This window comes from Pseudomonas sp. MWU13-2100 (genome assembly GCF_023242365.1).
GTDB lineage: Bacteria > Pseudomonadota > Gammaproteobacteria > Pseudomonadales > Pseudomonadaceae > Aquipseudomonas.
Map to the genome: position 1 here is coordinate 24,113 of NZ_JALLIX010000011.1, position 22,572 is coordinate 46,684.

Annotated in this window: 18 protein-coding genes; 12 read left to right on the forward strand and 6 right to left on the reverse strand. The window is 61.4% G+C overall.

Features of this window, described 5'->3' with window-relative positions:
* Positions 1–21: 21 nt before the first annotated feature.
* The 3 genes from M5B99_RS10000 to M5B99_RS10010 all read right to left on the reverse strand — a co-directional run bounded on the left by M5B99_RS10000 (position 22) and on the right by M5B99_RS10010 (position 4,657).
* Positions 22–1,146 (reverse strand): ABC transporter ATP-binding protein, encoded by a 1,125-nt coding sequence (locus tag M5B99_RS10000; RefSeq protein ID WP_100940517.1) that lies wholly within the window; start codon positions 1,144–1,146, stop codon positions 22–24.
* Positions 1,147–1,500: 354 nt separating this feature from the next.
* Positions 1,501–2,130, reverse strand: a complete 630-nt coding sequence (locus M5B99_RS10005; RefSeq protein ID WP_248803881.1) for a response regulator — start codon at positions 2,128–2,130, stop codon at positions 1,501–1,503.
* A gap of 133 nt (positions 2,131–2,263) precedes the next feature.
* Positions 2,264–4,657: a PAS domain S-box protein gene (locus tag M5B99_RS10010; protein ID WP_248803882.1), complete on the reverse strand. Its 2,394-nt coding sequence runs from the start codon at positions 4,655–4,657 to the stop codon at positions 2,264–2,266.
* A 72-nt stretch (positions 4,658–4,729) separates the two neighbouring features.
* Here M5B99_RS10010 and M5B99_RS10015 point away from each other — a divergent pair, with 72 nt between their 5' ends.
* Positions 4,730–5,719: an alpha/beta hydrolase family protein gene (locus tag M5B99_RS10015; RefSeq protein WP_248803883.1), complete on the forward strand. Its 990-nt coding sequence runs from the start codon at positions 4,730–4,732 to the stop codon at positions 5,717–5,719.
* 10 nt (positions 5,720–5,729) lie between these two features.
* On the opposite strand, the gene M5B99_RS10020 is transcribed toward M5B99_RS10015, so the two are convergent.
* The 3 genes from M5B99_RS10020 to M5B99_RS10030 are packed head-to-tail and all read right to left on the reverse strand — an operon-like array spanning position 5,730 to position 8,196.
* The gene (locus M5B99_RS10020) at positions 5,730–6,497 is read right to left on the reverse strand and encodes a TerB family tellurite resistance protein (protein ID WP_248803884.1); all 768 of its coding nucleotides are present in this window, start codon (positions 6,495–6,497) and stop codon (positions 5,730–5,732) included.
* Between the two features lie 2 nt (positions 6,498–6,499).
* Entirely contained in the window at positions 6,500–7,174 is a 675-nt protein-coding gene (murU, locus tag M5B99_RS10025) for an N-acetylmuramate alpha-1-phosphate uridylyltransferase MurU (protein WP_248803885.1), read from the reverse strand.
* Positions 7,171–8,196, reverse strand: a complete 1,026-nt coding sequence (locus tag M5B99_RS10030; protein ID WP_248803886.1) for an aminoglycoside phosphotransferase family protein — start codon at positions 8,194–8,196, stop codon at positions 7,171–7,173. Before M5B99_RS10030 ends, murU begins: the two co-directional genes overlap by 4 nt.
* Positions 8,197–8,326: 130 nt before the next feature.
* Between M5B99_RS10030 and M5B99_RS10035 the strand changes: the two genes are divergently transcribed.
* The 11 genes from M5B99_RS10035 to M5B99_RS10085 all read left to right on the forward strand — a co-directional run bounded on the left by M5B99_RS10035 (position 8,327) and on the right by M5B99_RS10085 (position 22,450).
* On the forward strand, positions 8,327–11,125 hold the full coding sequence (locus M5B99_RS10035) for an LPS-assembly protein LptD (protein WP_248803887.1): 2,799 nt from the start codon (positions 8,327–8,329) through the stop codon (positions 11,123–11,125).
* Entirely contained in the window at positions 11,106–12,422 is a 1,317-nt protein-coding gene (locus M5B99_RS10040; RefSeq protein WP_248803888.1) for a peptidylprolyl isomerase, read from the forward strand. Before M5B99_RS10035 ends, M5B99_RS10040 begins: the two co-directional genes overlap by 20 nt.
* A complete protein-coding gene (gene pdxA / locus M5B99_RS10045) occupies positions 12,419–13,408 on the forward strand; it encodes a 4-hydroxythreonine-4-phosphate dehydrogenase PdxA (RefSeq protein WP_248803889.1) in 990 nt (329 codons plus the stop codon). Before M5B99_RS10040 ends, pdxA begins: the two co-directional genes overlap by 4 nt.
* Complete coding sequence (gene rsmA, locus M5B99_RS10050) at positions 13,405–14,223, forward strand: 16S rRNA (adenine(1518)-N(6)/adenine(1519)-N(6))-dimethyltransferase RsmA (protein WP_248803890.1); 819 nt, start codon at positions 13,405–13,407, stop codon at positions 14,221–14,223. Before pdxA ends, rsmA begins: the two co-directional genes overlap by 4 nt.
* A gap of 107 nt (positions 14,224–14,330) precedes the next feature.
* Positions 14,331–14,711, forward strand: coding sequence for a Co2+/Mg2+ efflux protein ApaG (apaG, locus tag M5B99_RS10055; RefSeq protein ID WP_248803891.1), 381 nt, complete (start codon positions 14,331–14,333; stop codon positions 14,709–14,711).
* Positions 14,711–15,586, forward strand: coding sequence for a symmetrical bis(5'-nucleosyl)-tetraphosphatase (locus tag M5B99_RS10060; protein WP_248803892.1), 876 nt, complete (start codon positions 14,711–14,713; stop codon positions 15,584–15,586). Before apaG ends, M5B99_RS10060 begins: the two co-directional genes overlap by 1 nt.
* Positions 15,587–15,622: 36 nt before the next feature.
* Positions 15,623–15,952 carry a thiosulfate sulfurtransferase GlpE gene (gene glpE / locus M5B99_RS10065; RefSeq protein WP_248803893.1) on the forward strand — a complete coding sequence of 110 codons (330 nt, stop codon included), beginning with the start codon at positions 15,623–15,625 and terminating at the stop codon, positions 15,950–15,952.
* Between the two features lie 301 nt (positions 15,953–16,253).
* On the forward strand, positions 16,254–18,176 hold the full coding sequence (locus M5B99_RS10070) for a PrkA family serine protein kinase (RefSeq protein ID WP_248803894.1): 1,923 nt from the start codon (positions 16,254–16,256) through the stop codon (positions 18,174–18,176).
* Positions 18,177–18,316: 140 nt separating this feature from the next.
* On the forward strand, positions 18,317–19,588 hold the full coding sequence (locus tag M5B99_RS10075; protein WP_248803895.1) for a YeaH/YhbH family protein: 1,272 nt from the start codon (positions 18,317–18,319) through the stop codon (positions 19,586–19,588).
* Positions 19,585–21,156, forward strand: coding sequence for a SpoVR family protein (locus tag M5B99_RS10080; RefSeq protein WP_248803896.1), 1,572 nt, complete (start codon positions 19,585–19,587; stop codon positions 21,154–21,156). The genes M5B99_RS10075 and M5B99_RS10080 overlap by 4 nt, the downstream gene beginning before the upstream one ends.
* Before the next feature lie 64 nt (positions 21,157–21,220).
* The gene (locus tag M5B99_RS10085; protein WP_248803897.1) at positions 21,221–22,450 is read left to right on the forward strand and encodes a multifunctional CCA addition/repair protein; all 1,230 of its coding nucleotides are present in this window, start codon (positions 21,221–21,223) and stop codon (positions 22,448–22,450) included.
* Positions 22,451–22,572 lie beyond the last annotated feature (122 nt).

Below are 22,572 nucleotides of genomic sequence, written 5' to 3' on the forward strand. Positions count from 1 at the left end.
TCGCCTCTTGGGTTACCGCGCTCAGCTGGCGTCCAGTAATGGATCGAGCGCGCGAACGTGCTCCACCTGCCAGCCGAGAGGTACTACGTCGCCGACCGCCAGGGCTGGGTCCAGCTCGGCAATGGGCTGTTTCACGAAAAAATCGGTCTTGCCGCAGACTTCCAGGCGCACGCGCACGTGGTCGCCCAGGTAGATGAACTCGGCCACGCGGCCCGAGAAGCGGTTCACGCAGGACTCGCTGGAGCCGTTGAGGCTGATACGTTCCGGGCGGATCGACAGGGTCACCGGCTCGCCGGTCTTGCCGACGTTCACCGCCAGCGCCTCGACCTTCTCGCCACGGCCGAGCTCGACCACGCAGCGATCACCGGTGTGGCTGTGCAGGCGGCCGTTGAGGCGGTTGTTCTCACCGATGAAGTTGGCGACAAAGGTGTTCTTCGGTTCTTCGTAGAGGGTCCGCGGCGGTGCGATCTGCTGGATCTCGCCCTGGTGGAACACCGCCACGCGGTCGGACATGGTCAGGGCTTCGCCCTGGTCGTGGGTCACGTAGACCACAGTCACGCCGAGGCGTTGGTGCAGATGCTTGATTTCCATCTGCATGTGTTCGCGCAACTGTTTGTCCAGCGCACCGAGGGGCTCGTCCATCAGTACCAACTGGGGTTCGAACACCAGGGCCCGGGCCAAGGCTACCCGCTGTTGCTGGCCGCCGGACAACTGCGCCGGGTAGCGCTGGGCGAACTTGTCGAGTTGGACCATGCCCAGCACCCGCTTGACCCGCTCGCTGACGTCGGTCTTGCTCAAGCCACGGACGGTCAACGGAAACGCCAGGTTCTCGGCGACGGTCATGTGCGGAAACAGCGCGTAGTTCTGGAACACCATGCCGATGTCGCGTTTGTGCGGCGGGACATTGTTGATGGAGCGACCGGCCAACAGGATCTCGCCGGCGGTCGGGGTTTCGAACCCGGCCAGCATCATCAGGCTGGTGGTCTTGCCGGAGCCGGAAGGCCCGAGCAGGGTAAGGAATTCGCCCTTGCGAATGTCCAGGTTGAGGTCTTTGACGATCAGGTTCTCACCGTCGTAGCTTTTTTGTACGCCACGAAAGCTGACCAGTACATCGTTCGCCCCAGCGCTTGAATCGACCTCGCTCATACCCTCACCTTTTTGTTTTGGACTGCCGTGGAGCTAAGCCTAGTGAAGGCTCGCGGCAGCGCAAATCGGGGGGCCGGAGAGATTGGCCTCAGCCGTCTGGAAGAATTGGGGTAGGGATCGCCCTACAAAGATGGCGGGTTTGGATAAGCCCGCAAGCCGTTCTCGACGGCGAGGCCCGGAACAGCGTCAAAAGACAACCCGAACCTGTCGCAAATGGATATGTGCGCGGGTTTTCTTTTGTAGGAGCCGGCTTGCGGGCGATGAGGCCCGTGAATCCTGCATCGCTCTTTCGGCCGCCATCGCCGGCAAGCCGGCGCCTACAGAGACCGTGTTGTTTACAGAGGGGGCGCCTGTTCAGAGCAGCTTGTGCTCCATCGCGTATTTCACCAGTTCGGCCAGGGAGGTGATGTTGAGTTTCTGCATCAAGCGCGCCTTGTGGGTGCTGATGGTCTTGCTGCTCAAGGCCAATTGCTGGGCGATGTCGTTGACGTTGGCGCCCTGGGCCAGGCGTTCGAAGACCGAGAACTCACGCTCCGAGAGCAAGGCGTGCAGTGGCCGCGAATCGGTCAGGCCGACTTCGAAGACCATGCGGTCGGCCAGGTCCGGATCAATGTAGCGCCCCCCGGCCGCGACCTTGCGGATCGCCGTCAGCAACAGCGCCGGGTCGCTGTCCTTGGTGGCGTAGCCGGCGGCACCGATCTTGAGCGCACGCGCCGCCATCTGCGCCTCGTCGTGCATGGACAGCACCAGGATCGCCGGCGGATTGTTCAACGCACGAATCCGCGGGATCGCCTCCAGACCATTCACGCCGGGCATGGAAATGTCCAGCAGGACCACTTCGCAGGGCGTCTGGCGCAGGACTTCGAGCAGTTGTTCGCCATTGCTGGCCTCCCCCACCACGGACAGGTCCTTGGCCAGGCCGATCAACTGCTTGATGCCCTCGCGGACAATGGTATGGTCTTCGGCTACCAATACGCGGATCACGTTTATCTCCAGGTTGAGTCAGTCGGACCGCTATCGCCGGCAAGCCGCTGCCCACAGTATCAGGTGTATGCAGCAGCACCCTTCGGCACAGACACTGTGGGAGCCGGCTTGCCGGCGATAGGGCCATCAAGGCCTACACATCCAACGGCACTCGGGCGCAGAGGGTCGTCCCCTCACCCACCACGCTTTCCAGGCGCAGCGTGCCGCCGAGCATCAACACCCGCTCACGCATACCCACCACCCCAAAGGAGGTCGGCCTGCCACTGGCGGAGACGAATCCTACGCCATCATCACTGACGGTCAGGCATAAATCGCCGCCCTCAATGGCCAGTGTCAATTCAACAGTATGCGCCTGGGCATGGCGCATGACATTGGTCAGTGCTTCCTGGAGGATACGGAACAGGCCAATGGCTTTCGCATCGCTGAGGGCCGGCAGATGCTCCGGCACTTGCACCAGGCAGGGAATCTGCGTCCGCGCCTCGAACCGCCGGGCCTGCCACTCGATGGCCGAGGCAATCCCGGCGTCGAGAATCGGTGGGCGCAAGGCCGTCGCTACATCCCGGACCAGTTGGAACAACTGGGCAATCAGCTTCTTCATGCTGTTGAGCCGGTCATTCAAGCCGGGATCGAGCTGGGCATAGGCCAACTCGCACATGGACGTTTCCAGCTTGAGCACCGTCAACATCTGCCCCAGCTCGTCATGAACTTCCCGGGCGATGCGGGCCTTTTCCTCTTCACGGACGCTTTCCAGGTGAGCCGACAGCTCGCGCAACTGTTCGCGGGACGCCGCCAGTTCCAGTTCGATGCGCTTGCTTTCACTGATATCCCAGACGATGCCGTCCCAGACCACGGTGCCATCCTCGAGCCGACGACTGATGGCCTTGATCTCAGCCCAGCGCTGCCGGCCTTCGCGGGTCATGATCCGACCTTGCCAGGACCAGTCGCTGTCCGCATCCAGCGCCCGATCCTGGGTCTGGTGGTAACCGGCCTTGTCGTCCGGATGCACCAGGCTGCGCAAGCCGATCTCCTGCCGGCGCAGAGTCGCCGGGGCATAACCGACCAGGCTCTCACTGCCTTCGCTGATATAGGGAAAATGCAGTTCGCCGGTCAGCGGTACCCGCTCCAGACGAAACACCAGGCCCGGCACATTGGCCGCTATCGCCTTCAACCGCGCCTCGCTTTCCTGCGCCGCCGCCAGTGCACGGCGACGCTCGGTGACGTCATTGAGGTAGACCACCAGGTATTCCCCCCCGCGAAAGCGCAGGAAGCTCAACGACACATCGGCCGGCAGGATGCTGCCATCGGCGCGAACGCATTGGGTTTCCAGGCTTTGCGGGCTTTCCTCGCTGGCCCGGGCACGCTTCCACAGGTTCAGCCAGCGGTCCATGTGCAGGTTCGGATCGAAGTCGATCAAGGGGCGGTCGAACACCCCGCCCGGCGGATAACCGAGCATCTCTTCCGCCGCCCGGTTGGCATAACGGACGTGGCTGTCCCAGTTGACCCAGAGAATCCCCACCGTGCTCTGGTCAATGGAGAACTGGGTCAGGCGCAGGGCCTCTTCGCTCGCCTCACGCCGGGCCAGGGCTTCCCGGGCCGCGAGCAGTTCATGCTCCAGGCCGTGCTGTTGACGACGCAGCCAGAAGACGATGGCCAGGCCAGCCAGCAGCAGCACCGCCAGCAGCAGGCAGAGGTTTTGCCAGAAGCCCGGCGACTCGGTCAGGCGCGGATACTTCGGTTGCAACCAGCGGGCGTGCAGCTGCTCCAGATCCCGCGCCGGGATCGTATGCAGAGCCGTCTCCACGACACCGGCCAGTTCCGGCCAGTCGCGCCGTGTCGCCACTCGCAGCAGCTGCGGCAAGCCGATATCACCGACCACTGCCAGCCCGGCGAACTCCTCCTCATTGGACAGGCGGCTGAGCTGCGCCTCATCGATCACCGCGTAGCGCGCCTGCTGGCTCGTCAACAATTGCAGGGCCTGGCGCTCCAGCGGCACACCCTGCAGATTGAGGTTGGGGTAGGTGTTGCGCAGGTAATCGGCGACCGTACTGGGCATGCGCACGGCCACGCGGGTCTGGCTGTCGAGTTTTTCCAGCTCCACCGCGCCGGCGCCGTTGCGTTCGCCCACCACCAGTTGCGGTACACGCATGTAAGGATCGGAGAACAACCATAGGCGCAGCCCCGCCGGGGTCTGGGTCAGCCCCGGCGCGAGGTCGATCTCGCCCTCGCGCAAGGCTTTTTCCAGTTGTACCTGATCGGGAAAGTTACGCCAGGTCAGCTCGATATCGAGGTTCTTGGCGATCCAGGCCATAAGCTCCACATTGGCCCCGGACAAGCGCTGCAGCCGACGGTCATATTGCGCATACGGTGCCTGCAGGACCAGGCCGACCCGCAGCTCGCGGTGCTGGTCGAGCCACTCGCGCTGCTCGCCGGACCAGGCAATGCCCTGCCCATGGGGAGCAGGCGCCGCCCAGGCAATCAAGGGAAAACACAAACAGCCGATAACCCACAGGCAGCAAAACCGTATCATCCGACGCTCACACACTGACAAATGCTGACCAACCCATTAGGCTGCCAGGATGACTCTGGCCTGGAAAATCCGATGCCCCTTCTCTACCGCCTGGCACTGCCTGCGCTGTGCCTGTCACTGATACTACCCTGTGCCGCACCCGTCATGGCCGCCGACCCGACGCCGGACCCGGCGCAGAAGGCCGCCGACAAGCCAGTGGAGCGCCAGCCCCTGCTCGAGCGTAGCCAGGAAGACGCGACCGCGCTGGAACGACAATTGCCCCAGCAGGAACAACAGCAACTGCAAGCCGGCGGCGACAGCTTCCTGGCCTTGTGGAAACCGGCCAACACAGCTTCGCCCCTGGGCGCCGTGATCCTGATTCCCGGTGCCGGCGAAACCGCTGACTGGCCCCAGGTAATCGGTCCGTTGCGGCGCAAGTTCCCGGATGCCCAGTGGGGCAGTCTGAGCCTGACCCTGCCGGACCTGCAAAGCGATGCGATCCAGCCGCGGGTGGCCGAAGCGCCCAAGGCACCGGCGGCAACCACCAGCAACAGCAAAGACGCCAGCACCACGGCCAAACCCATCGAACAGGCGGCCAGCGCCGAAGCCGAGGTGGTCGACCAGGCCGCCGCGCAAACCGCTGAAGATCAGCTGAAGGCCGATGCCGAACGGATCTTCGCACGAATCGACGCCGCAATTACCTACGCCAAACAGCAAAATGCCCGCAGCGTGGTCCTCCTGGGCCATGGCACCGGCGCTTACTGGGCCGCCCGCTACATGAGCGAGAGGCCTTCGCCGCAGATCCAGAAACTGCTCCTGGTGGCCGCGCAGACACCGACCACGGCCCCACAGGACCTGGCCCAGATCACGCCAGGACTGAAACTGGCGACAGCAGACTTCTTCTACCAGGACCGACCGCTGGATCGCAAAGCCGCGTTGGAGCGATTGCAGGCCAGCAAGCGGCAGAAAACCTCGAGCTACAACCAGATTGCGCTGAAGGCCCTGCCGGGCAACGCCGGGCAGGAGCAGTTGTTCCGGCGCATCCGTGGCTGGTTGAGCCCGCAGGATGTGGGCGGCCTCTGAAGCGCGTCGCCTAACGGAAATCCCTTCGTTCGCGAATCAGCACATAGGCATTATGCAGGTCGCGGGTTTTCTCCGTGGCCTCGCGCACTTGTAAAGGCGTCGCTCCACTGCCCGCGATCTTGTCAGGATGGTGGCGGCTGAGCAGGCGCCGGTAAGCCCGCTTGATTTGTGCCGGCTCACTGTTGGCCGCCACGCCCAATAACACCAGTGCCTCCTCGTAAGTCCCGGTCGTGCCCGACAGCGACTTGCGCCCGGGCTCGTAGTCATGGGCCAGGGCCTGGACCTGGTGGCTCGTCCAACCCAGCCATTTGCCCCAGAGCATGATCAGTTCACGCTCTTTCGACCCGACCCGACCGTCGGCCCAGACCATTCGCCAGCACGCCCGCAAAACGCCTTCGGCGGCATGGGGCTGGGCCTTCAGATGGTTCAGGTAGCCGTGCAGTCGATCGCGTCCCGACTTGCCACGGTTGAACGCGGCAATCGCCCGGCGCCGCGCCGCATCGGGCATATCCAATTGACGCATTTCCTCACGCGCCTGCTGGATATGCCCGTCGACCACCTGCCCATCGCTCTTGGCCAGTCGTCCCAGCAAGACAAATAGTAATTCATCGTTGCGCAACGCCGGCTTGCCCCCCAGGCGTTCACGCAAATGGGCAAGACTGTGCAATTGCAGGCGCCGATCCAGCGCCTGCCCGAGTAAGGCGCCCAACATGGCCCCCGGAATACTGGCGATAGCAAAACCCGCCCCGGCTCCAATCAGAGTCCCTGGCCACAACATAATCAGTGTCTCTCTTTCAACAATTGCTCGACTTGCGCCAGGCGCTCCACGGTGCCGACGTCAACCCAGTGTCCGTGCATATGCTCTCCACTCACCAGCCCCCGTGCCATCGCCTCGCGCCATAGCGGCGCGATCTTGAAGGCACCGCCGGTGCAGGCGGCAAACAGCCTGGGGTGCAGGACTGAAATACCGCTGTAGGTCAGCTTCTCGCCCAGCGCCCCACCGTCATGCAGTTGGCCGTTGAGCAGGTTGAAGTCGCCCCCGGCGGGGTGATGCGGCGGATTGTCGACCATGACCAAGTGCGCCAGGCCGGCGATCGGCCGACGCAGCGAGGCAAAATCATAGTCGGTCCAGATATCGCCGTTGACCACCAGAAAGGGCTCATCGCCCAACAATGGCAACGCGCGGAAAACGCCGCCACCGGTTTCCAGCGGCTCACCCTCGGGCGAATAGGCGATGCTCACGCCATAGCGGGAGCCGTCGCCGAGGTAGTCCTCGATCTGCTGCCCCAGCCAGGCGTGATTGATCACCACCTCCTTGAAGCCGGCGGCCGCCAGTGCGCGCAGGTGATAGTCGATCAATGGCGTGCCGTTGGCACGGATCAGCGGTTTGGGGGTATGCAAGGTCAAAGGACGCATCCGCTCGCCTTTGCCGGCGGCCAGGATCATTGCCTTCATACGTCGGCCCCCTCCGGCTCACGCAGGCCGGCCAGCAACTCACCCAGTTCGGCCAGCTCCGGACGGCGCGCCACCACGGCATCTATATAAGCGAAGAAGCGTGGCACGTCCGCCAGATAACGCGGCTTGCCATCGCGGTGGCAGATGCGCGCAAAGATCCCGATCACCTTCAGATGACGTTGCACACCCATCAGGTCGCTGGCCCGGAGGAATTCCTCGAAATCGGCCTGCACCGCAATACCCGCACCTATCGCCCGATGCCAGTAGTCCAGCAGCCAGCCACGCACCCGGGCCTCGGGCCAACTGAGGAAGGCATCCTTGAACAGGCAGGTAATATCGTAGGTGACGGGCCCATAGACCGCGTCCTGGAAATCCAGCACGCCGGGGTTGGGCTCGCTGGCCATCAGGTTGCGCGGCATATAGTCACGGTGCACCAGCACTTTCGGCTGGGCCAGGGCGCTGTCGATCAGCAGGTCGCTGACCCGTTGCCAGATCGCCAACTGCGCAGGATCGAAAACGCGACCCAGCTCATGCCCCACGTACCACTCGGGGAACAGTTCCAGCTCACGGCGCAGCAAGGCCAGGTCATAACTCGGCAGCTGGCTGTCCATCGGCAGTTGCTGGAAGGCCAGCAAGGCGTCGATGGCATCGGCGAACAATCGATCGGCGTTGTCGGCGTTGATCACGTCCAAATAGGTCTGGTTGCCCAGGTCATTGAGCAAAAGAAAACCGTTTTGCAGATCCTGCGCGTAAATTTTCGGCACGTTGATTCCGGATTTCGCCAGCAAATGGGCGATATCCACGAAGGGTTTGCAGTTTTCCCGGGGTGGCGGCGCGTCCATCACGATCAGGCTACGGCCCTCGCCCTCCCAGCGAAAATAGCGTCGAAAACTCGCGTCACTACTGGCCGAGGTCAACGTGGCCGGGGGAATGGCGCCCCAACCTTCGGCCAGAAAGAGCGTTTCCAACTGCCGATCCAGCCAAACTTTCAGGTGTTCCAAGCGTACATCTTGATCAGGCATTACATGGGTCTCCGACGACGCTAGCCGTCAAGCGGGTGTTGCTTTATTATCCAGCATCTTTTTCTGACCATCGATAGGCGTGTGACCCCCACCGCGGGCAGATGGCACGCAGGAAGCCCGGACTAATAAGATGGCATTGAAATCCCCCGCGTTTCGTAAAAAATTCCCGTTGCTGGTTACCGGCGGTTTGCTGGCTCTGCAACCTCTTGCCACCCCGTTCGCGGTCGCTGCGGAACAGTATGACTGTTCCGTCTCTGCTTCCGGCGCCTGGGACTGTGCGCCCAAAACCACTACCGCCCAGCTGCCACCGCGTCCCGTGCATGACGGGAATGCCGAGGCCCTGGGCACTGCTGCCCCGGCGGACAGCGGTTCCAGCAGCGAGAAAGCTGCCGGCCCGGTGCTGGTCACCGAGGCCAAGGGCCGTGGTCTGAAGTCGCGCAGTGCCGACTACAGTCACCTCGACTGGGTCCCGCGTGACAAGCTGACTGCCGCGCAGTTGGCCGAAACCGGTCCTTACTGCTCTGGTTCCTATATCGAACCGATTCGTCCAGGCATGAATGACACGACGAATAAAAGTGATGCGCCGACGTTCATCGGGGCCAAGGCTTCGCGTTATGAACAGGACAAGCAGGTCGCAACACTGGCCGGCGACGTGGTCATGCGCCAGGGCAGCATGCAGGCCGAGGCCGACGAAGCCAGCCTTTACCAGGCTGAGAACCGTGGCGAGCTGAACGGCAACGTTCGGGTTCGCGACCAGGGCGCCTTGCTGGTCGGTGACCATGCCGAGGTGCAACTGGACACGGGCGAGTCCAAGGTCGACAACGCCGAATACGTGCTGCACAAATCCCATGTACGGGGTAACGCGCTGTACGCCAAACGTGCCGAGAACGCGATCATCCGCCTCAAGGACGGTACGTACACCACTTGCGAACCGAACAGCAACGCCTGGCAACTCAAGGGCAACAACATCACCCTGAACCCGGCGACCGGTTTCGGTACGGCAACCAACGTGACCTTGCGGGTCAAGGACATTCCAGTCCTCTATACCCCGTACATCTACTTCCCGATCGACGATCGTCGTCAGTCCGGTTTCCTGCCGCCGAGTTTCTCCAGCGACAGCACCTCGGGTTTCAACCTGACCACGCCTTACTACTTCAACCTGGCACCGAACTACGATGCCACGCTGTATCCGCACTACATGAGCAAGCGCGGCATGTTGACCGAAGGCGAGTTCCGCTATCTGACCAAGTCCAGCGAAGGCCAGTTCGGCGGCGCATTCCTGAGCGACGAGAGCAACGACCGCGCTAAACAGTCGGATGCCACCAAAGATCGCTACATGATCAATTGGCAGAATAAGAGCGGGTTGGACTCACGGGTACTGACCACGGTTGACTACACCAAGATCAGCGATCCGTATTACTTCCAGGATTTGCAGACCAACCAGCTCGGCGTCAAGAACGTTGACTATGTGAATCAGCAGGCCATGACAACCTATCGTGGTGACAACTTCACCGCGCAGTTGAACGTACAGGCCTACCAATTGGCCAGCGTGGCCGTTATCACACCGTATAACCGCCTGCCGCAGATTACCTTCAACGGCACCCTGCCCTATCATCCGGAAGGCCTCAATTTCACCTATGAAACTGAAGCCGTTCGCTTCGAGCGAAGCCTGGAAACCGGGACCTTCGCCGACAAGGATGGCGTCACCGCTCCACGTCTGGACACCAACGTGACTGGTCTCGCCCGCGCCAACGGCGACCGTTTGAACCTCAAGCCGGGGGTCAGCCTGCCGCTCAACTGGACCTATGGTTTTGTAACACCGTCGCTCAAGTACCAGTACACCCAATACGATCTGGATCTGGGTTCACTGGGCCAGTCTCAAATCGTGGCAGCCCAGGCGGCTAATCCGAATTACGTCGGTGGAACCTACAGCAGCTCGCAAAGCCGTGCCGTCCCCATCGCCAGCATCGACAGCGGCCTGTACTTCGACCGCAACACTGAAATGTTCGGCACCAACTATCGGCAGACCCTGGAGCCTCGCCTGTTCTATCTCTATGTTCCAGAGAAAGATCAGAAAAATATTCCGGTGTTTGATACTGCCGAGTACAGCTTCAACTACGCCTCGCTGTTCCGTGACAACCGCTTCTCCGGCAACGACCGCGTCGGCGACGAGAACAAGCTGTCCTTGGGTGTCACCAGCCGCTGGATCGAGGACAACGGTTTCGAACGTCAGCGTGTGAGTGTTGGCCAGGCGTACTACTTCAAGGATCGCACCGTGCAGTTGCCGGGCGTGGACTTCACTACTCGTGCCGACGCCAAGACCAATGTCTCGCCGTATGCACTGGAGTACGCCTACAACTTCAACCACGACTGGCGCGCCACGGCCGACTACAACTGGGATCCGAAAAGTCACCAGCCACGTTCCGGCAGTGCGATGTTCCACTACCAGCCTGAAGACAACCCGAACAAGGTTATCAACGCCGGCTATCGCTATCGCAACGACCAGGTGATCTACAACCAGAACACCGGCCAATGGCAGTTCGGCGGCGACTACGGCACACCAGGCCAACCCGGCTTCGTGAAGGACTACTACAAGATCGAGCAGCACGACTTCTCGGTCATCTGGCCGGTCGTTCCGCAGTGGAATGTCATCAGCCGCTGGCAGTACGACTACAACCGCAACCGTACGCTGGAAGCCTTCGGTGGCTTCGAGTACGACAACTGCTGCTGGAAAATGCGCCTGATCAACCGCTATTGGGTCCAGTATGACGAGTTCAGTCAACTGGCTCCGCAAAACGAACGAGGCGACCACGGTATCTTCCTTCAGTTTGTACTGAAGGGCCTGGGTGGCGTCATGGGCAACAAGGTTGAGAGCTTCCTCGACAAAGGCATCCAAGGTTATCGTGAACGTGAAGATCAAGCTTTCTGATTGTCTGCGCCCGCTGATGCTGGGCGCGCTGGTCCTGAGCGCAGCGGTTCACGCCGCTGTGCAGCCCCTCGACAACGTCGTGGCCATCGTCGACAACGATGTCATCATGCAGAGCCAACTGGACCAGCGCGTCCACGAGGTTCAGCAGACCATTGCCAAGCGCGGTGGCGGCGTGCCGCCCACCAGCGTCCTCGACCAACAGGTCCTGGACCGCTTGATCGTCGAAAACCTGCAATTGCAGATCGGCGAACGCTCGGGTATCCGCATCAGTGATGATGAGTTGAACCAGGCGATCGGCACCATTGCCCAGCGCAACAACATGAGCATCGATCAGTTCCGCGCGGCCCTGACCCACGACGGCCTCTCCTATGAGGACGCCCGTGACCAGGTTCGCCGGGAAATGATCATCAGCCGTGTGCGCCAGCGTCGTGTCGCCGAGCGGGTCCAGGTGTCGGAACAGGAAGTGAAGAACTTCCTCGCCTCGGACCTGGGCAAGATGCAGCTCTCCGAAGAACTGCACCTGGCCAATATCCTGATTTCGGTTCCGGACAGCGCCAGCTCGCAAGCCATCCAGGCCGCAGCGGCCCAGGCCCAGGACCTCTACCGGCAGCTCAAGCAAGGCGCTGACTTCGGTCAGTTGGCCATTGCCCACTCCGGCAGCGATAACGCCCTGGAAGGCGGCGACATGGGCTGGCGTAAACCAGCTCAGTTGCCACCGCCGTTCGACCGCATGCTCAGCAGCATGGCAATCGGCGACATCAGCGAACCGACACGCACCCCTGGGGGCTTCATTATCCTGAAGGTCCTGGAGAAGCGCGGTGGCGAGACACAGATGCGTGACGAAGTGCATGTCCGTCACATCCTGATCAAGCCCAACGCCATTCGCAGCGAAGCCGAAACCCAAGCCCTGGCGCAGAAACTCTACGAGCGGATCTCCAACGGCGAAGATTTCGGTACGCTGGCCAAGAGCTTCTCGGAAGACCCGGGCTCGGCGCTTAACGGCGGCGACCTGAACTGGGTCGACCCGAACGCACTGGTGCCGGAATTCCGCGAAGTGATGGCCAAGACCCCGCAAGGCGTCCTGTCCAAGCCGTTCAAGACCCAATATGGCTGGCACGTACTGGAAGTCCTTGGCCGTCGCGCCACCGACAGCACCACCCAGGCCCGCGAACAGCAAGCCATGACCGTGCTGCGTAATCGCAAATATGATGAAGAGCTGCAAACCTGGCTGCGTCAGATCCGCGACGAAGCCTACGTTGAAATCAAGCTCCCCGGCGCGGAACAGGCGCCAAAGTGAAACCCCAGCGTTTCGCGTTGACACCCGGCGAGCCGGCGGGCATTGGTCCAGACCTTTGCCTGCTGCTCGCCTCGCAGTCCCAGCCCTACCCCCTGATCGCCATTACCAGCCGTGACCTGCTCTGCGAGCGGGCCGCGCAGCTGGGCGTGGCTGTCGATCTACTGCCCGTGACACCAGGCCAGTGGCCTGACCAACCGGCAGCAGCGGGTAGCCTGTATGTCTGGGATACCCCGCTGGCGACCCCGGTCGTTGCAGGACAACTGGACCGGGCCAATGCCGCCTTTGTCCTGGAAACCCTGACCCGTGCCGGCCAAGGCTGCCTGGACGGCGATTTCGCCGGCATGATCACCGCCCCGGTGCACAAAGGCGTGATCAATGACTCAGGGATCGCCTTTTCCGGCCACACCGAATTCCTCGCCGACCTGACCCACACCACCCAGGTGGTGATGATGCTGGCGACCCGAGGACTGCGCGTGGCCCTGGTGACCACCCACCTGCCCCTGCGACAGGTCGCCGATGCGATCACCCCGGAGCGCCTGGAACGGGTCACCCGTATCCTGCACGGCGACCTGCGGGAAAAGTTCGGCATTGCCACGCCTCGTATCCTGGTTTGCGGGCTCAACCCCCATGCTGGCGAAGGTGGGCACCTGGGCCATGAAGAAATCGACATCATCGAACCGACATTGGAGCGCCTGCGCGGCGAGGGCATGGACCTGCGTGGCCCGCTGCCTGCCGACACTCTGTTTACCCCCAAATATCTGGAGCACTGCGACGCGGTGCTGGCGATGTACCACGACCAGGGCCTGCCCGTGCTGAAATACAAAGGTTTCGGTGCCGCAGTCAACGTGACCCTGGGCTTGCCGATCATCCGCACCTCGGTCGACCACGGCACCGCCCTGGACCTGGCCGGCAGTGGCAACATCGACACCGGCAGCCTGCAAGTCGCCCTGGAAACCGCCTACCAGATGGCCGAGACCCGTTTATGACCGAGCAATACCAACACCGGGCGCGCAAGCGTTTCGGGCAAAACTTCCTGCACGACGCCGGCGTGATCGACCGCATCCTGCGCGCCATCCATGCCAAGGCCGATGACCGCCTGCTGGAAATCGGCCCGGGCCAGGGCGCCTTGACCGAAGGCCTGCTCAACAGTGGCGCACAGCTGGATGTCGTCGAACTGGACAAGGACCTGGTACCGATCCTCAACCAGCAATTCGGCAGCAGAGCCAATTTCCACCTGCACCAGGGCGACGCGCTGAAGTTCGACTTCACCAGCCTGAACCCGGCGCCCAACAGCCTGCGGGTGGTCGGCAACCTGCCCTACAACATCTCCACGCCGCTGATCTTCCATCTGCTGCACAATGCCAGCCTGATTCGCGACATGCACTTCATGTTGCAGAAGGAAGTGGTCGAGCGCCTGGCCGCCGGCCCTGGCGGCGGCGACTGGGGACGTCTGTCGATCATGGTCCAGTACCATTGCCGCGTGGAGCATCTGTTCAATGTCGGCCCGGGCGCCTTCAACCCGCCGCCCAAGGTCGACTCAGCCATCGTGCGCCTGGTGCCCCACGCCGTCCTGCCCCACCCGGCCAAGGATCACCGGCTCTTGGAGCGCGTGGTGCGCGAAGCCTTCAACCAGCGCCGCAAAACCTTGCGCAACACCCTCAAGGCCCTGCTCAGCAATGCCGAGATCGAAGCCGCCGGCGTCGACGGCAGCCTGCGCCCGGAACAGCTCGACCTGGCCGCCTTCGTGCGCCTGGCCGACAAACTCAGTGAGCAGCCCGTCCCGGCCCCCGACGTCAACTGATCTCGCGGGTGGCGGGCCAGCGTCCATCTCTGGCCTACTACCCGGGACTTGACCTAGACTGGGCTTCGTCCAGCGTCTCTTGCGCTTCAGCTTCCAAGGCCTCTTGCATGTCCGATCCTCGTTACCAGGTCGACGTCAGCGTCGTCACTCGCTTCCTTGCAGAACAATCGCAACCCGAGCAGAACCGCTTTGCCTTCGCCTACACCATCACGGTGCAGAACAACGGCGAACTGCCCGCCCGGTTGATGTCACGGCACTGGGTGATCACCGATGGCGACGGTCATGTGGAAGAAGTCCGCGGCGCCGGCGTCGTCGGCCAGCAACCGCTGATCGAGGTCGGCCAGAGCCACACCTACAGCAGCGGCACGGTGATGACGACAAAAGTCGGCAACATGCAGGGCACCTACCAGATGCTGGCCGAGGACGGTAAGCACTTCGACGCCGTGATCGCACCCTTCCGCCTTGCCGTCCCGGGGTCCCTGCACTGATGGCGGTGTACGCCGTCGGCGACCTGCAAGGCTGCCTGGAACCGCTCAAGTGCCTGCTTGAACGCGTCAAGTTCGATCCGGCCCAGGATAAGCTGTGGCTGGTGGGCGACCTGGTCAACCGGGGCCCGCAATCCCTGGAAACCCTGCGTTTTCTCTACGGCATGCGCGAGTCGCTGGTCTGCGTGCTGGGCAATCATGACCTGCACCTGCTCGCCGCCGGACACAATGTCGAACGGCTGAAAAAAAGCGATACGCTGCGCGAGATCCTCGACGCACCGGATAGCGCCGATCTGCTGGACTGGCTGCGCCGCCAGAAGCTGCTGCACCATGATGCCGAGCGCAATGTGGCCCTGGTCCATGCCGGCATTCCACCCCAGTGGACACTGAAGAAAGCGCTCAAATACGCCGCCGAAGTGGAAGCCGCCTTGCGCGATGACAACCTGCTGACGCCTTTCCTCGACGGTATGTACGGCAATGAGCCGAACAAGTGGAGTAGCGATCTGCAAGGTGTGCCCCGCCTGCGGGTGATCACCAACTACTTTACCCGCATGCGCTTCTGCACCGCCGACGGCAAGCTCGACCTCAAGGGCAAGGAAGGCGCCGATACCGCGCCCCGCGGTTACGCCCCCTGGTTCAGCTACAAGGAACGCAAGACCCACGACCTGAAGATCATCTTCGGCCACTGGGCGGCCCTTGAAGGCCAATGCGACGAGCCCGGCATCTTCGCCCTCGATACCGGCTGCGTCTGGGGCGGTGCCATGACCCTGATGAACGTCGACAGCGGTGAGCTTCTGACCTGCAAGTGCGATGCCCAGGGTGGCGTCGCTCCGCCACCAACCCTGGCCGAGCGCTTCCGAGCCTGGTTATATCGCTAGACTGTAAGACCTACCCGCCCCCCGACGGAGCCCAGCATGACCGAATTCAAACGTATCCCGCCCGAACAAGCCCAGGCCCTGCGCGAGCACGGCGCCGTGGTTGTCGACGTCCGCGACCCGCAGGCTTTCGCCCTGAACCACATCAGCGGCGCCCGGCACCTGGACAACCACAACATAGCCGACTTCATTCGCGCCGCCGACCTCGATGCGCCAACGGTGGTGTGCTGCTACCACGGCAATTCGAGCCAGAGCGCCGCCGCCTACCTGATCAGCCAGGGCTTCAGCGACGTCTACAGCCTGGACGGTGGCTTCGAACTGTGGCGCACGACCTATCCGTCAGAAATTGCTCAAGATATTTCCGAATAATTTTTTTCTGTTGCTGAAGCCCGCGGGATTCGCGGGCTAGAGCCTTTCCTGACGAACGGTCAGGCGCAACTAATTGATCATCTTGACTTGACCCCGCCGATTCCGAACTATCCTTAAGCGCAGGCCATCCAAATCAGGGGAGAGCCGGTACACCGGCGTACGGGTCATCGGTAGTAATTTTCAAAGTGATCATCGCTTTGAAGGTGTTCTGGGGGGTAAACGGCAACGGCTTTCGCGGTTGCGTGCCAGCACTGGACTGACTGATCCGGCACCGGCTCCACGTATCGAGCGAGGTGACGTCATGAGCATTTTCAGCCATTTCCAACAACGCTTCGAATCCACACGGCAAGAAGAACTCACGCTGCAGGAGTACCTCGAACTGTGCAAAAAGGATCGCAGCGCTTACGCGTCAGCAGCTGAACGGCTGCTACTGGCAATCGGCGAACCCGAACTGCTGGATACGTCCACCAACTCACGGTTGTCGCGCATCTTCTCCAACAAGGTGATTCGGCGCTATCCGGCCTTTGAAGACTTCCACGGGATGGAAGAATGCATCGACCAGATCGTCTCGTATTTCCGCCATGCCGCCCAAGGCCTGGAAGAGAAGAAGCAGATCCTCTATCTGCTCGGTCCGGTGGGCGGCGGTAAATCGTCCCTGGCCGAAAAACTGAAACAGCTGATCGAGAAGGTCCCCTTCTACGCGATCAAGGGTTCGCCGGTCTTCGAATCACCCCTGGGGCTGTTCAATGCCACCGAAGACGGCGCGATCCTCGAGGAGGACTTCGGGATTCCCCGACGCTATCTGAACACCATCATGTCACCCTGGGCCACCAAGCGCCTGGCCGAGTTCGGCGGTGACATCAGCCAGTTCCGGGTGGTCAAGCTCTATCCCTCGATCCTCAACCAGATCGCCGTGGCCAAGACCGAACCTGGAGACGAAAACAACCAGGACATCTCCGCCCTCGTGGGCAAGGTCGATATCCGCAAGCTCGAAGAGTTTCCACAGAACGACGCCGACGCCTACAGCTACTCGGGCGCCCTGTGCCGGGCCAACCAGGGCCTGATGGAATTCGTGGAAATGTTCAAGGCACCGATCAAGGTGCTGCACCCGCTGCTGACCGCCACCCAGGAAGGCAACTACAACAGTACCGAAGGCCTGGGGGCGATTCCGTTCACTGGCATCCTGCTGGCCCACTCCAACGAATCGGAGTGGCACACCTTCCGCAACAACAAGAACAACGAAGCCTTCATCGACCGGATCTACATTGTCAAAGTCCCGTATTGCCTGCGGGTCAGCGACGAAGTGAAGATCTACGACAAGCTGTTGTTCAACAGCTCCCTGGCCAAGGCCCACTGCGCGCCCGACACCCTGAAGATGCTTGCCCAGTTCACCGTGCTGTCGCGTCTCAAGGAGCCGGAAAACTCGAACATCTACTCGAAAATGCGCGTCTATGACGGCGAAAACCTCAAAGACACCGATCCAAAGGCCAAATCGATCCAGGAGTACCGCGACAGCGCGGGCGTCGACGAAGGCATGAATGGTCTTTCGACCCGCTTCGCCTTCAAGATCCTCTCGAAAGTCTTCAACTTCGATCCCCACGAGATCGCCGCCAACCCGGTGCACCTGCTCTACGTGCTGGAGCAGCAGATCGAACAGGAACAGTTCCAGGCCGAAACCCGCGAGCGCTACCTGCGCTTCCTCAAGGAATACCTGGCTCCGCGCTATATCGAGTTCATCGGCAAGGAAATCCAGACCGCGTACCTGGAGTCCTACAGCGAGTACGGTCAGAACATCTTCGACCGCTACGTGCTGTACGCCGACTTCTGGATTCAGGATCAGGAATACCGCGACCCGGAAACCGGCGAAATCCTCAACCGCGTAGCCCTGAACGAAGAGCTGGAGAAAATCGAAAAACCGGCCGGCATCAGCAATCCGAAGGATTTCCGCAACGAGATCGTCAACTTCGTCCTGCGCGCCCGGGCCAACAACAACGGCAAGAATCCGACCTGGCTCAGCTACGAGAAGCTGCGGGTGGTGATCGAGAAGAAAATGTTCTCCAACACCGAGGATCTGCTGCCAGTCATCAGTTTCAACGCCAAAGCCAGCAAAGAGGATCAACAAAAGCACAACGACTTCGTCACCCGCATGGTCGAACGTGGCTACACCGACAAACAGGTACGACTGCTCTCCGAGTGGTACCTGCGGGTCAGAAAATCGCAGTAGTAACGGCAGCTGCAAGCGGCACGCGACAAGCCGCGGGCACGTTTATCGACGTGCCTGCGGTGCAGGAGCTGACCGCTTGTCTTTAAGCTTCCAGCTTGGCGCTTGAAGCTTGTAACTTGAAGCTGTCCGGAGGGCTCCTCATGAGCTATGTGATCGACCGACGTCTCAATGGCAAGAACAAGAGCACGGTGAACCGTCAGCGCTTCCTGCGGCGTTACCGTGACCATATCAAAAAGGCTGTCGAGGAAGCCGTGAGCCGGCGCTCCATTACCGATATGGAGCATGGCGAGCAAATCAGCATCCCTGGCCGCGATATCGATGAACCCGTGCTGCACCACGGTCGTGGCGGCAAGCAGACCGTGGTGCATCCCGGCAACAAGGAATTCACCAGCGGCGAGCATATCCCCCGGCCTCCGGGCGGCGGTGGCGGCCGCGGCCCAGGCAAGGCCGGCAACTCGGGCGAAGGGATGGATGAGTTCTCCTTCCAGATCACCCAGGAAGAGTTTCTCGAGTTCATGTTCGAGGATCTGGAACTGCCGAACCTGGTCAAACGCAACCTTACCGGCACCGATACCTTCAAGACCGTCCGCGCCGGGATCAGCAACGAGGGCAACCCCTCGCGCATCAACATCATCCGCACCTTGCGCTCAGCCCACGCACGGCGGATCGCCCTGTCCGGCAGCAGCCGCGCCAAACTCAAGGAAGCCAAGGCCGAGCTGGAGCGCCTGAGACGCGAAGAACCAGACAATTTCGGCGACATCCAGGAAATAGAGGCGGAAATCGAGAAACTCAGTGCGCGCATCCATCGCATTCCGTTCCTCGACACCTTCGACCTCAAGTACAACCTGCTGATCAAGCAACCCAATCCCAGCTCCAAGGCGGTGATGTTCTGCCTGATGGACGTGTCCGGCTCCATGACCCAGGCGACCAAGGACATCGCCAAGCGCTTCTTCATCCTGCTGTACCTGTTCCTCAAACGGAACTACGACAAGATCGAGGTAGTGTTTATCCGCCATCACACCAGCGCCCGGGAAGTCGACGAAGAGGAGTTCTTCTACTCGAGGGAAACCGGCGGCACCATTGTTTCCAGCGCATTGAAGTTGATGCAGGAAATCATGGCCGAACGCTATCCGACCAACGAGTGGAACATCTACGCCGCCCAGGCCTCCGACGGCGACAACTGGAACGATGACTCGCCGATCTGCCGCGACATCCTGATCAACCAGATCATGCCGTTTGTGCAGTACTACACTTATGTAGAGATTACCCCCCGCGAACACCAGGCCCTGTGGTACGAATATGAGCGCATCAGCGAAGCGTTCAGCGATACGTTTGCCCAGCAGCAGCTGGTGTCGGCCGGTGATATCTACCCGGTCTTCCGTGAACTCTTCCAGCGCAGGTTAGTGACATGACCGCCAGAGAGCAGAAACAACAGAAGCGCCAGCCCATCTCCACCGGATCGGAGTGGACCTTTGAACTGATCCAGGCCTACGACCGCGAAATCAGCCGTATTGCCAATCGTTATGCCCTGGATACCTACCCCAACCAGATCGAGGTCATCACCGCCGAGCAGATGATGGATGCCTATGCCTCCGTCGGCATGCCCCTGGGTTATCACCACTGGTCCTATGGCAAGCACTTCCTTAGCACGGAAAAATCCTATAGCCGCGGTCAGATGGGCCTGGCCTACGAGATCGTGATCAACTCCGACCCGTGCATCGCCTACCTGATGGAAGAAAACACCATCTGCATGCAGGCGCTGGTGGTGGCTCATGCCTGCTATGGCCATAACAGCTTCTTCAAGGGTAATTACCTGTTCCGCACCTGGACCGATGCCAGCTCGATCATCGACTACCTGGTCTTCGCCAAGCAGTACATCATGCAGTGCGAGGAGCGCCATGGCATCGATGCGGTCGAAGACCTGCTCGACTCCTGCCACGCCCTGATGAACTACGGCGTCGACCGCTACAAACGGCCCTACCCGATTTCCGCCGAAGAAGAGCGCCGGCGGCAGAAGGACCGCGAAGAACACCTGCAAAAGCAGATCAACGACCTGTGGCGCACCATTCCCAAGGGCGCGGACAAATTCAGCGACAAGGACAACGCGCGCTTCCCCTCCGAACCCCAGGAAAACATCCTCTATTTCATCGAAAAACACGCACCGCTGCTGGAGCCCTGGCAGCGGGAAATCGTCCGGATCGTGCGCAAGATCGCCCAGTACTTCTACCCGCAACGCCAGACCCAGGTGATGAACGAAGGCTGGGCAACGTTCTGGCACTACACCCTGATGAACGACCTCTACGACGAAGGGCTGGTCACCGACGGCTTCATGATGGAGTTCCTCACCTCCCACACCAGCGTGGTGTTCCAACCCGGTTTCGACAGCCCCTACTACAACGGCATCAACCCCTATGCCCTGGGGTTTGCCATGTACCGCGACATCCGCCGGATCTGCGAGTCCCCCACGGAAGAAGACCGTCACTGGTTCCCGGAACTGGCCGGCAGCGACTGGCTCTCGAGCATCAAGTTCGCCATGAGCAGTTTCAAGGACGAGAGTTTCATCCTGCAGTACCTGTCACCCAAAGTGATTCGCGACCTCAAGCTGTTCAGCATCCTCGATGATGACCAGCGCGACGACCTGCTGGTGCCGGCCATTCATGACGAAGGCGGCTACCAGACCATCCGTGAAACCCTGGCCGCCCAGTACAACCTGGGCAATCGCGAACCCAACGTACAGATCTGGAGCATCGACCGCCGCGGCGATCGCTCACTGACCCTGCGTCACCAGCAACACGACCGCAAACCCCTGGGCGACTCCACCGAGGAAGTGCTCAAGCACCTGCACCGTCTCTGGGGCTTCGATATCCACCTGGAGACCCTGCAAGGCGACCAGGTCATGAAAACCCACCACGTCCCACCCAAGGGCGAGCACAGCGAAGGGGAATACGGTCGACTGGACCTGGCCGTGATTCATCTCTGAACAGCACCCTCACCTCCGCTGGCGCGATCCACGGGTTATCCTGTCGTGCCAACGGAGGTTTTTCATGCAGATTTATAAAGTCGGCGGCGCAGTGCGCGATCGCCTGCTGGGTCAGCCGGTTACCGATATCGACTGGGTGGTGGTAGGTGCCAGCGCCGAGGACATGCTCGCCAAGGGTTTTCGCCCGGTCGGCGCGGACTTTCCGGTTTTTCTTCACCCGTCCAGCGGCGAGGAATACGCCCTGGCCCGGACCGAACGCAAGAGCGGACGCGGCTATGGTGGGTTCACATTCCACGCCAGCCCCGATGTCACCCTGGAAGAGGACCTGATCCGCCGGGACCTGACCATCAATGCCATGGCTGAAGACGAGCACGGCAACCTGACCGACCCCTATCACGGCCAAGCGGATCTTGACGCCCGCCTGTTGCGCCATGTTTCCCCGGCATTTGCCGAAGATCCCCTCCGGGTTCTGCGCGTTGCCCGCTTTGCCGCACGCTATGCCGCCATGGGTTTCAAGGTGGTCCCCGAGACCCTGGCGTTGATGCGCCAACTGGCCGAGTCGGGCGAACTGCAGGCCCTGACACCGGAGCGCAGCTGGAAGGAAATCTCCCGGGCGTTGATGGAAGACCAACCCCAGGTGTTTATCCAGGTACTGCGCGACTGCGGCGCACTCGCCGTGCTGTTTCCGGAAGTCGACGCACTGTTCGGGGTGCCGCAGCCCGAGGCCCACCACCCGGAAATCGACAGCGGCGTGCATACCCTGAGCGTGCTGGAGCAAGCGGCACACCACCAGCAACCTTTGACCGTGCGCTGGGCCTGCCTGCTGCACGACCTCGGCAAAGGGCTGACACCCGAAAGCCACTGGCCGAAGCATATTGCCCACGAGTTCAAGGGACTGAAGCTGATCAAGGCGGTCAACGAGCGCTACAAGGCACCACGCGACTGCCAGGAACTGGCCTTGCTGGTGGGCGAATACCACACCCACGGTCATCGCGCCCTGGAGCTCAAGGCCTCGACCTTGCTGGAGTTGCTGCAGAGTTTCGATGTCTATCGACGACCGCAGCGTTTCGAAGAGTTCATTGCCGCCTGCGAGATGGATGCACGTGGGCGCCTGGGGCTGGAGGAGCGGACTTATCCACAGGCGGATTATTTACGCGGGGCGGCGGCAGTCGCCAAGGCGGTCGCGGTTCAGCCGCTGCTGGAACAAGGCTTCAAAGGACCGGAACTGGGTGAAGCGCTCAAGCGTGAACGCCTGAAAGCCCTCAAGGCCTACAAGGAAAAAAGTACTGGCTGAAACGCCCCCCACCCCTGTGGGAGCCGGATTTATCCGCGAAGAGGCCCTTGAGGGGGGCCAAAAGCTTCGCGGGCAAGCACCGCTCCCACATTGGCTTCAGGTCGCGGCAAGTTCCTGATTCG